This is a genomic window from Pedococcus sp. P2_D9 (assembly GCF_056404275.1).
Genome location: NZ_JBFUEI010000003.1, coordinates 232301 through 246328 on the forward strand (window position 1 = coordinate 232301; position 14028 = coordinate 246328).

Consider the following 14028-nt stretch of genomic DNA (forward strand, 5'->3'; position numbering starts at 1 on the left):
GTTCAGGCCTTCCCCGTCCGCGCCCGACGTCCTTATCCCAAGACTTCGCCGCAAGGCTTCCTCCGCGGGTGCTGGACCATGGCGCTGCTTCGGCGGGTGCAGGTAGCCTCCGAGCAGCGGACCGCCGCCCCGGGTGCAGCGCCGGGCCCGGCGACCGGGGAACGGAGTGACCCGTGGCCAAGCCGACGATCCTGGCCGTCGACGACGACCCCGTCGTGTCCAAGGCCATCACCCGCGACCTGCGGGACCGCTTCGGCGCCGACTACCGCGTGGTCGGGGCCACGTCGGGGGCGGGTGCGCTGGAGCTGCTGACCGAGTTCACGCTGCGGGGGCGTTCCATCGCGCTCGTGGTGTCCGACCAGCGGATGCCGCGGATGACCGGGATCGAGCTGCTCGAACAGGTGCGCGGCCTGAGCCCGGACACCAAGCTGCTGCTCCTGACCGCCTATGCCGACACGGACGTCGCCATCCGGGCCATCAACGACATCGGGCTCGACTACTACATGCTCAAGCCCTGGGACCCGCCGCAGGACAAGTTCTTCCCCGTGGTCGAGGACCTGCTCGGGGACTGGCGCGACACCCACCGCGACGACGCCAGTCAGCTGCGGGTGGTGGGCCACCGCTGGTCCGACCGCAGCCAGGAGGTCAAGACCTTCCTCGCGCACAACCACGTGCCGTACCGGTGGCTGGACGTCGAGCGGGACGAGGGCGCCCGTGAGCTGGCCGAGCTCGCAGGGGCCAAGGCCTCCGACCTGCCCCTGGTCCTCGTCCGGGACGCCGAGCCGCTGCGCAGCCCGAGCAACCGCGCGCTCGCCGACGCGCTCGGCCTGCACACGCTGGCCGACGCCCCGCTCTACGACCTGTGCATCGTGGGTGGTGGCCCGGCGGGACTGGCCGCCGCCGTCTATGCGTCGTCGGAGGGACTGCGGACCGTCGTCGTCGAGCGCGACGCGCCTGGCGGGCAAGCGGGACAGAGCGCGTCCATCGAGAACTACCTCGGCTTTCCCAAGGGGCTGTCAGGGGCCGACCTCACCCACCGGGCCGTGGCGCAGGTGGCCAGGTTCGGCGCCGAGATGGTGGTCGCGCGTGAGGCGGTCGGCCTGCGGACGAGGGGTCCGGTCCGCTCGGTGGTGATCGACGGTGCCGACGAGCTGGAGGCACGGGCCGTGGTCGTCGCGACGGGAGTGTCCTACCGCCGGCTCGAGGCGGACGGCCTGGACGAGCTGGGGGCGCGGGGGGTCCACTACGGTGCCTCGGCCAGCGAGGCGGCCCAGTGCGAGGGTGAGGAGGTCTACGTCGTCGGAGCMGCGAACTCTGCGGGCCAAGCGGCGCTGAACCTCGCCCGGTTCGCCAAGAAGGTGGTGATGCTGGTCCGCGGCGCCGGCCTCGAGCTCACCATGTCGCAGTACCTCGTCGCGCGGATCCGGGCGTGCACCAGCATCGAGGTGCGAGTGGGGTGCGAGGTCGTGGCTRCGCGCGGCGACGGGCACCTCGAGTCCCTGACCTTGCGCGACCGGGCGACCGGCGCGACCGAGGAGGTCGAGACCTCGTCCTTGTTCATCTTCATCGGGGCGATGCCACGCACCGACTGGTTGGGGGACGAGGTGGTTCGCGACGACCACGGCTTCATCGTGACGGGCCAGGACCTGCTGGTTGGTCCCGGCCGTCCGGCCTGGACGGCGGACCGTCCGCCCTATGCCCTGGAGACGAGCATCCCCGGCGTCTTCGCGGCGGGGGACGTGCGCCTCGACTCGATGAAGCGCGTGGCTTCGGCCGTGGGCGAGGGCGGCATGGCGGTCTACCTCGTCCACCGCTTCCTGGCGACGACGTGAGGCGCCGACGTGGGGACGACGTGATGGGGAGGCTCGATGGGCGCCGGTGAGCTGAGGGACCTCACGCTGTTCGACGGACTCGCCGACGAGCAGCTCGACCGGCTCTGGACCGCGGGCACGGAGTGGCCCTTCGAGACCGGCGACGTGCCCTTCCGCGAGGGGAAGCCGGCCGACTTCTGGTGGGTGCTCCTCGAGGGGTCGCTCAGCCTGGCGCGTCGGGTGGGGCAGCAGGAGACCGAGCTCGGGGTGATGAGCTCGCCGGGGCAGTGGGYTGGTGGCTTCCAGGCCTGGGACGCGCACGGCGTCTACATGGCCACGGCCCGCGGCGTGGTCCCCGGGCGGCTGCTCCGCGTCCCGGCCGAAGCACTCGGCGACGTCGCGCGGGAGTGGTTTCCGTTCGGCGTCCACCTCATCTCGGGGCTGGTCAACACGGTTCGGAGCATCGAGGCCAAGGCCCGCCAGCGCGAGTCGCTGGTCGCGCTCGGCACCCTCGCGGCAGGGCTCGCACACGAGATCAACAACCCGGCCTCGGCGGCGACCCGCGCCGTCGACGCCCTGGACCAGGCCACGGAGGCGCTGCTGGCCTCGCTGCGGCGGCTCGGCGAGAACTCCATGACCGCAGAGCAGTTCGTCGCGTTGGACACCCTGCGTCGAGGCATCTCCCCAGCCGGTCAGGACCTCGACGCCCTCGCCACCGCCGATCGCGAGGAGGAGCTGGCCGAGTGGCTCGCCGCTCACGACGTCGAGCGCGACTGGGTCATCGCCCCGCCGTTCGCCGCGGCCGGAACCGGTGTCGACCTCTTCGAACGGGCCGCTGCCGACCTGCGCCCGGGCCAGCTCGAGCCCGGCCTGGAGTGGATCGCCAGCTCACTCACCGTGGTGGGGCTGCTGGGCGAGATCCGGGAGGCGACCCACCGGGTCTCGGAGCTGGTGGCCGCGGTCCGCTCCTACTCCCAGCTGGACCGGGCGCTCGTGCAGCGAACCGATGTCACCGAGGGCCTGGAGAGCACGCTGGTCATGCTCGGCCACAAGCTCCGCGGCGGGGTCACCGTGGTCCGCGACTACGCCCCCGACCTCCCCCTCGTCGAGGCGATCCCCGGCGAGCTCAACCAGGTCTGGACCAACGTGATCGACAACGCGGTGGATGCCATGGAGGGCACGGGCAACCTACGGATCACGGTGCGGGGCATCGAGGACGGCGTCGTCGTGGAGATCGCCGACGACGGTCCCGGGTTCCCCGACGACGTGGCGGCCCACGCGTTCGAACCCTTCTTCACCACCAAGGAGGTCGGAAAGGGCACCGGCCTCGGCCTCGACATCTCCCGTCGGATCGTCGTCGAGCGCCATGGGGGCGACATCTCCCTGGAGCCCGGGGACGGCGGCGGCGCGGTCGTGGTGGTGCGGCTGCCGCTGCGCCCGGCCGAGGGCTGAACGCCTGACCCCACTGCGCCGTCCGCGCCCTGCCTCAGATGGTGATGACCTCGAAGATCTGCAGGACGGTCAGCGCAGCCAACAGGAGGCAGACGGCACCACCGATGCGCCGGATCGTGGCGAGCTTCACCCTGGCGAGCAGGGCTCGTCCGAGGACGGCTGCGAGGCCGGACACGGCTGCCAGCGCGAGGAACGCCCCGATGAAGACCGACACGGGTTCCTTGAACTGCAACACCATCGAAGCCGTCAGCAGCTGTGACAGGTCGCCCCACTCGGCGAGGAAGAGCACGCCGAACGACACCCCGACCGCCTTGAGGCCGACCGCGGTCGCCGCCCCCTTGTGGGCGAACTCCTCCTCGGTCTCGGCCTCCTCCTCGTCAGCCTTGGCAGCGCCGTGGAGCAGGATGAACCCACCCACGAGGAACATCACCGCCGCGAAGATCTCCACCGGTCGCTTGGGCAGCTGCGACAGGAGCCCTCCGACGGTGACTGCGACGGCGGTCTGCACCAGGAACGCCAGGGACACCCCGATCCAGACGTACAGCGGCCGGAAGCGAGTCGCCAGCACGAGGGTCGCGATGAAGGTCTTGTCGGGCAGCTCGACGAGAAAGATCGAGCCGAACACGATGGCCATGGTGGCGAGGTCGAAATCCATATCGCGTCGACTGTATCCGCGGCGCCCCAATACGCTGACGGGGTGTCCGACCCCCAAACCCTCGCCGCGGCAGCGCTCGTTGTCGCCGTGGTCTCGATGGTGGTCGCTCTCGTCGCCGTCGTCAGGATCGCGCGGGTCACGGCCAGGCTGCGCGTGATCGAGGGCCAGCGCCCCGTCGGCACCGGCGACCTCGCCGCTCTTCGGGCCGACATCGCCCAGGCGCTACGCCACGTCGCCGTCGTCCGCTACGACGCGTTCGGTGACATGGGTGGCCGGCTGTCCTTCAGTGCTGCCGTGATCGACGACCAGGGTGACGGACTGGTCTTCTCCTCGATCCACGCCCGCGGCGAGTCCCGCACCTACGCGAAGGGCATCGTCGGCGGTGGCTCCGACGCGACCCTCACCCCCGAGGAGCAGCAGGCCCTCGCTGCCGCCCGCACCGGATCCCAAGGAGCCTGACCTCCGTGACCACACCAGTGACCAGACACGGCTACTTCGGGCCCGCGGGCACCTTCACCCAGATGGCGCTGAACGCGTGGGGTCCGGCCGAAGGCCAGGAACACGTCGCCATCGCGTCGGTCGAGGCCGCCCTGGGTGCCCTGCGCGCCGGCGACATCGACGCGGCCATGGTGCCGATCGAGAACTCGGTCGAGGGCGGCGTGAGCGCCACCCTCGACGCGCTGGCCAGCGGTGAGCCGCTGGTGGTCGTGGGCGAGGTCCTCGTCCCCATCACGTTCGTGCTCGCCGCCCCTCCCGGTATGCCGCTCGAAGAGGTCCGCGCCGTCGGCACCCACAGCCACGCCTGGGCACAGGTCCGCGGCTGGATGGGCGCCCACCTTCCGGACGCGGTCTACGTCCCGACGTTGTCGACGGCGGCCGCCGCAGCCGGCCTGGTCGGCAGCCCTGCGTTTGATGGACAGCCGGCGAACGCGGCATACCAGGCGGCGGTGTGCGCTCCGATCGCCGCGGCGAACCACGGCCTCGACGTGCTCGCGGAGGACATCGGCGACAACGCGTCGGCGGTGACGCGGTTCGTCTCCGTCGCCCGGCCGGGGCAGCTGCCCGAACGCACCGGCGCCGACAAGACCACGCTGGTGCTGTTCCAGCGCGACGACCACGCCGGTGGGCTGTTGGAGCTGCTGGAGCAGTTCGCGGTGCGCGGCATCAACATGTCGCGACTGGAGTCTCGCCCGACGAAGTCCTCGATGGGCGACTACTGCTTCTCGATCGACATCGAGGGGCACGTCCTCGACGAGCGCGTCGGCGAGGCCCTGCTCGGGCTCAAGCGGGTCTGCGCGGACGTGCGGTTCCTCGGCAGCTATCCCGCCGCCCACGGTGCCGCGGTGCACGTCACGCCCCACACCAGCGACGCGGCCTTCGGCGAGGCCCGCGCCTGGCTGCGCTCCCTGCGCGGCACCTGACGACGCCCTGTTGGCTACTTCTTCTCGCGCCAGACGCGCTCGAAGGGCAGTCGCCAGGCGTGGGGGGCGATCAGCTGGTGGATCGCGTTCGGACCCCAGCTGCCGACGGGGTAGGGCTTGGCCTCCGGCGGGTTGTCGAGCAGCGGCTGCGAACGCTCCCACAGCGACTCGATGCCCTCGGCCGTCGTGAAGAGCGTGTGGTCGCCGCGCATGGCGTCGAGGATGAGCCGCTCGTAGGCCTCGAGGACGTCGCCGACCCGCTCGGTCTCCCGGGTGGAGAACTGCATCGACAGCTTCTCCAGGYGCATGCCGGGGCCAGGTCGCTTGCCGTAGAACGACAGCGACACCTTCGACTCGTCGGCGAGGTCGAAGGTCAGGTGGTCCGGGCCCGCGTTGCCGACCCCGGAGTGGGTCGGGAACATCGACCGTGGCGCCTCCTTGAAGGCGATCGAGATGATGCGTGCACCGTCGGCCATCTTCTTGCCGGTGCGCAGGTAGAACGGCACACCGGCCCAGCGCCAGTTGTCCAGCCCGACCTTGAGCGCGATGAACGTCTCGGTGTCGGAGTCGGGGGCGACGCCGTTCAGCCCGGTGTAGCCGGCGAACTGACCCCGGACCACGTCAGAGGGGTCGATCGGCAGCAGCGACCGGAAGACCTTGTTCTTCTCCTCGGAGATGGCCCGGGGCTCCAAGGCGGTCGGGGGTTCCATGGCGACGAACGCGAGCACCTGGAACAGGTGGGTGACCACCATGTCCTTGTAGGCGCCGGTGGCCTCGTAGAAGTTGGCCCGCTCGTCCAGCCCCAAGGTCTCGGGGATGTCGATCTGCACGTGGTCGATGAAGTTGCGGTTCCAGATCGGCTCGAACAGCCCGTTGGCGAAGCGGAAGGCGAGGATGTTCTGCGCCGCCTCCTTGCCGAGGAAGTGGTCGATCCGGAAGACCTGGCTCTCGTCGAACGTCTCGTGCACGGTGTTGTTGAGGGCGATCGCGCTCGCGAGGTCCGTGCCGAACGGCTTCTCCATCACGACCCGTGAGCGGGCCACGAGGTCGGCGTCCCGCAGCATGGTGATGACCGCGACCGCTGCCTTGGGCGGGACCGACAGGTAGTGCAGCCGCAGCGCATCGGGCCCGAGCGACTCCTCGGCGCGCTTGACGGCCTCTGCCAGAGGCTCGGGGCCGGCCGACTGGGGGATGTAGACGAGGTTGTCGTCGAACCGCTCCCACTGTTCCGGCGTGAGGGGATGCGTCGCGAACTCGTCGACGGCCGTGCGCGCGAACTCACGGAACTGCTCGTCGGTCATCTCCTCGAGCGAGGTGCCCACGACCCGGATGGCGGGTGCCAGCTCGGACGTCGCCAGGTGGGCCATGCCGGGCAGCAGCTTGCGACGCGCCAAGTCGCCGGTGGCGCCGAACAGCACGATGACGTGCGGATCGGCCTTCTCGATGGCGCCTCGCGAGCTGCGTGCGTCAGCGGCGGGATACGAGATCGTCTGGGCGCTGGGCGCGGTCTGCTCGGGCACCTTCCGATACTTCCACCGCAGCCGGGCCCGCGCACCCGGTTGTCCAGCGATTTGACGCCTGGGGTTAGGTAAGGCTTACCTTGGTCCTATTACGCACCATCGACATGCCGGAAATCAGGTCAACGTGCTCGTCAGCAATGCGCTCATCGCACTCCGTGAAGGACTGGAGGCCGCGCTCGTCGTCGTCATCCTCGTCGCCTTCCTCATCAGGACCGACCGCCGCTGGGCGCTGAAGGCCGTCTGGACCGGCGTCGCGCTGGCCGTTGTCCTCTCGGTCGGCCTCGGAGCGCTGCTCAGCTTCGGCACCCGGCAGCTGTCCTTCGAGACCCAGGAGCTGAATCGGCGGCAGCGCCTCCGTGCTCGCGGTCGCGTTCGTCACGGCCATGGTCTTCTGGATGCGGACCGCGGCCCGGACCATCTCGGGCGAGCTCAAGGGCAAGCTCGACCAGGCGCTGTCGGTCGGTGGCTGGGCCGTGGCCCTGGTCGGCTTCCTCGGCGTGGGTCGTGAGGGACTCGAGACGTCCCTGTTCTTCTACGCCAGCGTCCAGACGGCAGGAAGTGGCACGGTCCAGCCCCTGGTGGGCTTCCTCCTCGGCATCGCCGTCGCGATCGTCCTCGGGGTGCTCATCTACCGCGGCGCCGTGCACATCAACCTCTCGATGTTCTTCCGCTGCACCGGGATTGCGCTCATCGTGGTCGCTGCCGGAATCCTGTCCTACGGCGTCCACGACCTGCAGGAAGCCGCCTTCCTGCCCGGGCTGGGCTCGCTCGCCTTCGACGTGAGCAACGCCGTGCCGCCCGACTCCTGGTACGGCACGGTGCTCAAGGGCACCGTCAACTTCACGCCCAACACCACCTGGCTCCAGGCGATCGCGTGGACCACCTACCTCGCCGTCGTCATGACCCTCTTCCTGCGGCCGGCCCCAGCCCGACAGGTCCAGCCGTCATACCCATCGCACGCCACCTCACCACTCACCTAGGAGCACCATGCGCATCCTCCCCGTCCCCGCCGCCCTCGGGGTGGCCGTCCTGCTGGCGACCTCCGCGTGTGGCAGCTCCGACGAGGCCGGCGCCGCCGGTGGGAAGAGTCCGATCGCGGTCGAGGCGACGGACACCTCGTGCAAGGTCGCCCGCAGCGAGGCCGCGACCGGGACCGTCGAGTTCACGGTCAGGAACACCGGCTCCAAGGTCAACGAGTTCTACCTCTACGGCGACGGTGACCAGATCATCGGTGAGGTCGAGAACCTCACCCCCGGCCTGACCCGCACGTTCCACGTCGAGGTCGCGAGCCCCGGCACCTACCAGACCGCGTGCAAGCCGGGCATGAAGGCCAAGGGGATCCGGGCCGACTTCACCGTCACGGGCAGCCCCAGCAGCACGAGCAGCGCGGCGCCCGATGCCGCCATGGGCGCCGCGGTGAAGGCCTACCAGGCCTTCGTGTCGGCGCAGTCCGACGAGCTGCTCACCCGGACCACCGAGTTCGTGGGCCTGGTCAAGGCCGGCAAGGTCGAGGAGGCGAAGGCTGCGTTCCCGGTCGCCCGAGGACCGTGGGAGCGGATCGAGCCGGTCGCGGAGTCGTTCGGCGACCTCGACCCGATGATCGACGGCCGCGAGGACGTCGTCGAGGAGGGCATCGAGTTCACCGGCTTCCACCGCCTCGAGAAGGACCTGTGGGTCACCGGTCTGCAGGCCGACTCCGGTGCGATCGCCGACAAGCTGCTGGTCGACGTCACGAAGATCGTCGCAAAGGCCAAGGCCGTCACGCTCAACCCGCTGCAGCTGGCCAACGGCGCCAAGGGGCTGCTCGACGAGGTCGCCGTGGGCAAGATCACCGGCGAGGAGGACCGCTACAGCCACACCGACCTCTACGACTTCGACGAGAACGTCAAGGGGTCCAAGGCCGCGCTCGACGCCCTGCGCCCCGTGCTGAAGACCCGTGACGCGGCCCTGCTCGCGAGGATCGACGCCGGGTTCGCGGCCCTCGACACCGAGCTCGACGAGTACCGCACCGACGCCGGCTTCCAGCTCTACACCGCCCTGACCAAGGACCAGGTCAAGGCGCTGTCCGTCGCCGTCGACGCGCTGGGCGAGGACATCTCGAAGGTCGCCGGAGTGGTCGCCCAGTGACCGACCTCTCCCGTCGGCGGCTGCTGGGCGTCAGCGCGGGCGCCGCCGTCGCCGGCGCGGTCGCGGGCGTCGGTGGAGCGTATGCCGCGCGGGCAGCTTCCGGCGTGGGCGACGGTTCCGCTGTGGTGGGTTCGGCTGGGGCCGGGGACTCCGAGGTGGCGTTCCGGGGTGAGCACCAGCCGGGGATCATCACCCCCGCCCAGGACCGGCTGCACTTCGTCGCCCTCGACGTGGTCACCAAGGACCGGGCAGAGGTCGCCGAGATGCTGAAGGCGTGGACGCGGGCCGCCGAGCGGATGACCGCCGGGGCCGAGGCGGCGCCGGGCGGTGTCGTCGGGGGCGGCCCCTACCGCGCACCCGAGGACACCGGCGAGGCCTACGACCTGGACGCGTCGGACCTGACGATCACCATCGGCTACGGGCCGTCCCTCTTCGACGACCGGTTCGGGCTCGCCGATCGCCGCCCAGCCGCGCTCAAGGACCTCCCCGGCTTCGTGGGCGACGACCTCGACCCGGCCCGCAGTGGGGGAGACCTCTGCATCCAGGCCTGCGCCAACGACCCCCAGGTCGCCGTGCACGCCGTGCGCAACCTGGTCAGGATCGGCTTCGGGGTGGTGTCCGTGCGCTGGAGCCAGCTCGGCTTCGGGCGGACCTCCTCGACCACTCGCAGCCAGGTGACCCCTCGCAACATGTTCGGGTTCAAGGACGGCACCAACAACCTCAAGGCCGAGGACACCGCCGCCCTGGCGAAGCACGTGTGGGTGCAGCCGGACGACGTCCCGGGCGCGAGTGCCTGGATGGCCGGCGGCTCCTACCTCGTGGCCCGTCGCATCCGGATGCACATCGAGATCTGGGACCGCACGACGTTGCAGGAGCAGCAGGAGATCATCGGTCGGGACAAGGGCGAGGGCGCTCCCCTGGGCCAGAAGGCCGAGTTCGACGCCGTGGACTTCACGAAGAAGGGTGCCGACGGAAACCCCGCCATCCCGGTCGACGCCCACGTGGCGCTCGCCCACGAGAGCCGGCTGAACGGCATACGCATCCTGCGCCGTGGCTACAACTTCACCGACGGGTCGGACGGGCTGGGACACCTCGACGCGGGCCTGTTCTTCATCGGGTTCATGCGCGACACGCACGCGCAGTTCGTGCCCATGCAGCGGTCACTGGCAGCAAAGGACGGGCTCAACGAGTACATCGAGCACACCGGCTCGGCAGTCTTCGCCTGCCCGCCCGGCCTCGGCCCGGACGAACACTGGGGTCAAGCGCTGTTCGGCTGAGGTCGCCCGTGGGCCAGGCCCACGGTCAGCGGAGCGCGACTGACCAGAAACCTAGAGTTGCATAGGCACTTCTTCTGTGGTTTGTTTGGGTATGCATCCGAATGCTTGGGTGTATGTCCATATCCATTTCGTGTCCGGGCTGGCCGGCGCGGAAGCACAGGGGGGAAACACATGCGACGTTGGAAAGCGGTCCTGGTGACCGTTGCGGCTGCGGTACTGCTCATCGGTCAGGCGTCAGGGGCGCAGGCAGCCGACCACACCACGGACGGAGTGGTGCAGCACTCAGTGGGTCTGGACCGGGAGGTCCGAGAGGTCACCGGTGCGGTGGACCTGGCGGGTGTCACCATCACCGCCCCGCGGGATCGCAGGGCCTACGCGACGCAGGACGCCGTGATCGCGGCGCTGGAGGAGGGACAGACGACCGCGGCGTTCGGCTTGTCGGCGGCGGGGGAGCTCCAGGCGGACGGCTCGGTCGTCCTGAGCAGGGAGGTGTCGCCGGGAGTGCGGATGACTGCCGGCATCGCCCCACCCTGGGCCAAGGATGCCAGCGGCAGGTCACTGTCGACCTGGTACGTGCTCGACTCGTCCCGCCGGCTCCTGACCCAGCACGTCGACACGTCGGGAGCGACCTACCCGATCGCGGCCGACCCCCGACTGACCTACGGGTGGGGGATCTACCTGAACGTCACCGGAGCTGAGGCCAAGGCGATCGGCAGCGCGGTGATCGCCATGGGTGGGGCGGGAGCCGTGGTGGCCTGTTCGGGGCTGTCGAAGTTCCCGGTCCTCGTTGGTCGCGTCGTGCAGCTCTTGTGCACGGTGGTCGGCGTTCCCACGATCCGAGCCATCCTCAACTCGATCGTCTCCCTCTGGCGCACTGGAGGAAGCACCTCGAACTCCACGTGCTACCAGAGGCGGATCGTCGGCCCCTCCACCGGGTGGTACCAAGTAGCCTTGCGAAACTGCACTGGATGAGGTGGGCGCCATGAGGACTGTCGATTTCCTCGCCGTACTCACGGCCTGGACCGCCGGAGCGCTGTGCCTCTGGTGGACGGAGAGCTGGCTCGTCGCGGTGGCCGTCTGCTTCGCGCTGACGTGGCTGTATCACCGCTTCGGCCGCCGGCGCGTGGCGGACCGGCTGACGCGACGCCAACGTGACTACGACGCGGCACCCGACGGACGGTTGACGACGCACCACTGAGACGACCGACGGCAGACGGGGGTGGTCGCGGGAGACCSCGACCACCCCCGGCTGCATGAACAGCGTGGGGTCAGGCCGGTTCCAGCTGAGGCGCTGCCGACCCGCGCACTTCACCGGATCGCTCGGCGCGGGCGCGGTGCCGATACCACTGGAAGACGAGCACCGCGCAGACGACCCCGTTGACCAAACCGGCGACCACGTCGGAGATGTGGTGGGCGCCTCGGTAGAGCCGGGCCATCCCGACGAGGAACGGGAGGACCGCACACACGGCCATCGACAGGCGGCGGAGCCAGGGGCGCTCGATGCGGGTTGCTGCCATGAGGAGCAGCGAGAAGTACAACGCGGTGGACGCACCGGTGTGACCGCTGGGATAGCTGGTCGTGGGCGGCGAGGTGTCCATGGGGTTGGCCGGCGGGCGCGCCCGTCCGACCGCCAACGTCAGGAACAGGAAGATCGTCGCCTGCAGCGAGATCGAGATGAGCGGAACCACTGACCACCGCCACTCGCGGGTGCGCCACCAGATGAGGGCGACCGCGATGAGGCACACGCCGATGACGATCTCGGTGTTGCCCAGCCTCGAGAAGACCCAGCTGATCGGGTTCCAGAAGTCGGTCCGGTCACGGCTGAGCGCCCTCGCCGTCCGGTCCTCGGCCTTGTCGATCGCCGACAGCGGTCCGGTGATGAGCAGGCCGAGGCCGGCCAGCACCCCGAAGAGGACTACGCCGGGTGCGACGGTCCGGGTGAGGAGGTCGCGGCCGTCTTGCCAATGAATCCGAGCCATGAGGAGAACGTAATGCCAACTCCGAGAATCCACCCAGCCAGCACGTCGCTGGCGAAGTGCACACCGAGGAAGATGCGGTCCAGACCCACGGCCAGGGCGAAGACCACAGCGACGGTCGTGGCCACGCGCCTGGCCACCGGCGAGAGCAGCGGCCACAGCAGGAAGACGAGGGTGGTCGCGACGATCGCGGCGTTCGAGGCGTGACCTGAGGGGAACGAGTATCCCGGGGCGTGCGAGATCGGGTCGTCGACGACCGGCCGGGTCCGCTGCACGAGCAGTTTTGCGTCCAGGGCCAGGTTCCAGCCGATCATCATCGTGACGAACGCCCACAGCGCCCGGTTGAGCAGCCCTTTGGCGAGCCAGGCCCACAGGCAGACCAACGTCGCCACGATGTACACGACCCATGGCTGGCTCACCGCCTGAAGCGCAATGAGGGCGCTGCCCGCTCCGACCGACCGCGTGAGGTCGGTGGCCCGGTCGGCGATGGCGTTGTCCAGGTGGACGAGGGGGTCGAACTTCTGCCGCACCGCGAACCCGAGCATGGCGAACGGCACCGCGAACAGCACCATGGCCGCGGCCCCGCGAAGCAGCCGCGCGGTGCGCGACGTGCGGGCTGGTGACGTGGTGGTGGCCATCAGTCCAGCGATCCGACGCGAACGACGAGGGCGCCGGGGACGACCTCCGCGGCGATCGCGCGAGCCTTGCCGAGCGTGTCACCGTCGATCTGGACCTCCTGCGGACGATCGCTGCGCACCCGGACCGACGGGCTCGTGTAGTGGTCGACGATCTGGTGGCCCTTGCGCTTCTTGGACGCGAGCCGCGCGGCCACGGCGGCCCACCCCACGACCCCCTTGGGCGACAGGATGACCATGTCCAGCTGGCCGTCGTCGACCTCGGCCTCGGGCATCAGCACGAGTCCGCCCAGCAGCTTGCCGCAGTTGCCGATGACGACGGTGCGGGCCCGCCGGGTGAACTCCTCCTGGTCCTCCACCTTGACGCGCACCTTGAACTGCGGGCCGCGCAGGTTGCGGGTGCCCGAGACGACGTATGCCGCGGGGCCCACCTTGGCCTTGAGCCCCTCCGGGGCATCGGCCATGATCGCGGCGTCGAAGCCGAGACCGGCCATGACGAGGAAGATGTGGCTGGCCGGCCGGTCGTCCTCGCCGGAGGTGTCCATCGTGAGGCGCCCGACGTCGACCCGCTTGTTCTGGCCGGTCAGGGCGATCCGCAGCGCGTCGCCGAGGTCGTCGACGGGCAGGTCGAGGTTGCGGGCCAGCAGGTTGCCGGTGCCCCCGGGCAGCAGACCCATGGGGGTCTCGCTCCCGACCATCGCCTCGGCCACGGCGCGCACGGTGCCGTCACCGCCGAGGGGGCAGATCAGGTCCACGCCTTTGGCCAGGGCCTGCTGGGCCTGGCCCGTGCCGGGGTCGCGTTCCGTGGTGAGGATGAACAGCGGCTCGGCCCAGCCGTGGTTGACCGACTGCTCGGTGATCTTCCTGCGCACCGCCGCCACGTCGTCGAACTTGGTCGGGTTGACGATGATCGCTGCGCGGCGGACGGGCGAGTCGGGCACGGAGCCCTCAGGGCGGAAGTCGTTGCGGTGCGGACGACGCCCCCACCGACGGCCACGGTGGGCTCCGCCGGCACCGAGCCCGCGCATCCCGGCCCACCCGGCGACGCCGAGGGCGAGCAGGATGACGAGGACGATCGCCCCGAGGGCGATCCAGCCGGAGTGTTCGCGAAGCACGGGCCGACGCTACCCCACGGGCGGCGTGCCATCGCCACA

The 14028-nt window shown here is 70.2% G+C and carries 15 protein-coding genes; 10 read left to right on the forward strand and 5 right to left on the reverse strand.

The genetic code is table 11. The features are described 5' to 3' along the window. Nucleotides 1-173: 173 nt before the first annotated feature. The gene (locus AC1DXJ_RS06110; RefSeq protein WP_477636542.1) at nt 174-1832 is read left to right on the forward strand and encodes an FAD-dependent oxidoreductase; all 1659 of its coding nucleotides are present in this window, start codon (nt 174-176) and stop codon (nt 1830-1832) included. A 36-nt stretch (nt 1833-1868) separates the two neighbouring features. Further along, on the forward strand, nt 1869-3263 hold the full coding sequence (locus AC1DXJ_RS06115; RefSeq protein WP_477636543.1) for an ATP-binding protein: 1395 nt from the start codon (nt 1869-1871) through the stop codon (nt 3261-3263). Between the two features lie 34 nt (nt 3264-3297). Here AC1DXJ_RS06115 and AC1DXJ_RS06120 read toward each other — a convergent pair whose 3' ends face one another. Further along, complete coding sequence (locus AC1DXJ_RS06120) at nt 3298-3918, reverse strand: TMEM165/GDT1 family protein (protein ID WP_477636544.1); 621 nt, start codon at nt 3916-3918, stop codon at nt 3298-3300. Between the two features lie 96 nt (nt 3919-4014). Here AC1DXJ_RS06120 and AC1DXJ_RS06125 point away from each other — a divergent pair, with 96 nt between their 5' ends. Beyond that, on the forward strand, nt 4015-4377 hold the full coding sequence (locus AC1DXJ_RS06125) for a DUF4446 family protein (RefSeq protein WP_477614616.1): 363 nt from the start codon (nt 4015-4017) through the stop codon (nt 4375-4377). After that, on the forward strand, nt 4374-5339 hold the full coding sequence (gene pheA / locus AC1DXJ_RS06130) for a prephenate dehydratase (RefSeq protein WP_477636729.1): 966 nt from the start codon (nt 4374-4376) through the stop codon (nt 5337-5339). Before AC1DXJ_RS06125 ends, pheA begins: the two co-directional genes overlap by 4 nt. A gap of 14 nt (nt 5340-5353) precedes the next feature. Here the strand turns inward: pheA and zwf are convergent, their stop codons facing one another. Continuing rightward, entirely contained in the window at nt 5354-6859 is a 1506-nt protein-coding gene (zwf, locus tag AC1DXJ_RS06135) for a glucose-6-phosphate dehydrogenase (RefSeq protein ID WP_477636545.1), read from the reverse strand. 124 nt (nt 6860-6983) lie between these two features. Between zwf and AC1DXJ_RS06140 the strand changes: the two genes are divergently transcribed. The 6 genes from AC1DXJ_RS06140 to AC1DXJ_RS06165 all read left to right on the forward strand — a co-directional run bounded on the left by AC1DXJ_RS06140 (nt 6984) and on the right by AC1DXJ_RS06165 (nt 11461). Continuing rightward, nucleotides 6984-7367: an FTR1 family protein gene (locus AC1DXJ_RS06140; RefSeq protein WP_477636546.1), complete on the forward strand. Its 384-nt coding sequence runs from the start codon at nt 6984-6986 to the stop codon at nt 7365-7367. Continuing rightward, nucleotides 7255-7839 (forward strand): FTR1 family iron permease, encoded by a 585-nt coding sequence (locus AC1DXJ_RS06145; protein WP_477636547.1) that lies wholly within the window; start codon nt 7255-7257, stop codon nt 7837-7839. The genes AC1DXJ_RS06140 and AC1DXJ_RS06145 overlap by 113 nt, the downstream gene beginning before the upstream one ends. A gap of 7 nt (nt 7840-7846) precedes the next feature. After that, nucleotides 7847-8986 carry an iron uptake system protein EfeO gene (efeO, locus tag AC1DXJ_RS06150; RefSeq protein WP_477636548.1) on the forward strand — a complete coding sequence of 380 codons (1140 nt, stop codon included), beginning with the start codon at nt 7847-7849 and terminating at the stop codon, nt 8984-8986. Then, nucleotides 8983-10263, forward strand: a complete 1281-nt coding sequence (gene efeB, locus AC1DXJ_RS06155) for an iron uptake transporter deferrochelatase/peroxidase subunit (protein WP_477636549.1) — start codon at nt 8983-8985, stop codon at nt 10261-10263. Before efeO ends, efeB begins: the two co-directional genes overlap by 4 nt. 171 nt (nt 10264-10434) lie before the next feature. Continuing rightward, on the forward strand, nt 10435-11235 hold the full coding sequence (locus AC1DXJ_RS06160; protein ID WP_477636550.1) for a hypothetical protein: 801 nt from the start codon (nt 10435-10437) through the stop codon (nt 11233-11235). A gap of 10 nt (nt 11236-11245) precedes the next feature. Then, nucleotides 11246-11461 (forward strand): hypothetical protein, encoded by a 216-nt coding sequence (locus AC1DXJ_RS06165; protein ID WP_477624619.1) that lies wholly within the window; start codon nt 11246-11248, stop codon nt 11459-11461. A 70-nt stretch (nt 11462-11531) separates the two neighbouring features. On the opposite strand, the gene AC1DXJ_RS06170 is transcribed toward AC1DXJ_RS06165, so the two are convergent. The 3 genes from AC1DXJ_RS06170 to AC1DXJ_RS06180 are packed head-to-tail and all read right to left on the reverse strand — an operon-like array spanning nt 11532 to nt 13989. Next, a complete protein-coding gene (locus tag AC1DXJ_RS06170) occupies nt 11532-12242 on the reverse strand; it encodes a phosphatase PAP2 family protein (RefSeq protein ID WP_477636551.1) in 711 nt (236 codons plus the stop codon). After that, the gene (locus tag AC1DXJ_RS06175) at nt 12179-12877 is read right to left on the reverse strand and encodes a phosphatase PAP2 family protein (protein ID WP_477614319.1); all 699 of its coding nucleotides are present in this window, start codon (nt 12875-12877) and stop codon (nt 12179-12181) included. Before AC1DXJ_RS06175 ends, AC1DXJ_RS06170 begins: the two co-directional genes overlap by 64 nt. Continuing rightward, nucleotides 12877-13989, reverse strand: coding sequence for a diacylglycerol/lipid kinase family protein (locus AC1DXJ_RS06180; RefSeq protein ID WP_477614320.1), 1113 nt, complete (start codon nt 13987-13989; stop codon nt 12877-12879). Before AC1DXJ_RS06180 ends, AC1DXJ_RS06175 begins: the two co-directional genes overlap by 1 nt. Nucleotides 13990-14028: the final 39 nt, after the last annotated feature.

What these genes read in the sequence shown, in the direction of transcription:
- AC1DXJ_RS06120 (WP_477636544.1), bottom strand. Translation starts at nt 3,918, where the DNA reads ATGGATTTCGACCTCGCCACCATGGCCATCGTGTTCGGCTCGATCTTT.
- AC1DXJ_RS06125 (WP_477614616.1), top strand. Translation starts at nt 4,015, where the DNA reads ATGGTGGTCGCTCTCGTCGCCGTCGTCAGGATCGCGCGGGTCACGGCC.
- AC1DXJ_RS06145 (WP_477636547.1), top strand. Translation starts at nt 7,255, where the DNA reads ATGCGGACCGCGGCCCGGACCATCTCGGGCGAGCTCAAGGGCAAGCTC.
- efeO (WP_477636548.1), top strand. Translation starts at nt 7,847, where the DNA reads ATGCGCATCCTCCCCGTCCCCGCCGCCCTCGGGGTGGCCGTCCTGCTG.
- AC1DXJ_RS06160 (WP_477636550.1), top strand. Translation starts at nt 10,435, where the DNA reads ATGCGACGTTGGAAAGCGGTCCTGGTGACCGTTGCGGCTGCGGTACTG.
- AC1DXJ_RS06165 (WP_477624619.1), top strand. Translation starts at nt 11,246, where the DNA reads ATGAGGACTGTCGATTTCCTCGCCGTACTCACGGCCTGGACCGCCGGA.
- AC1DXJ_RS06170 (WP_477636551.1), bottom strand. Translation starts at nt 12,242, where the DNA reads ATGGCTCGGATTCATTGGCAAGACGGCCGCGACCTCCTCACCCGGACC.
- AC1DXJ_RS06175 (WP_477614319.1), bottom strand. Translation starts at nt 12,877, where the DNA reads ATGGCCACCACCACGTCACCAGCCCGCACGTCGCGCACCGCGCGGCTG.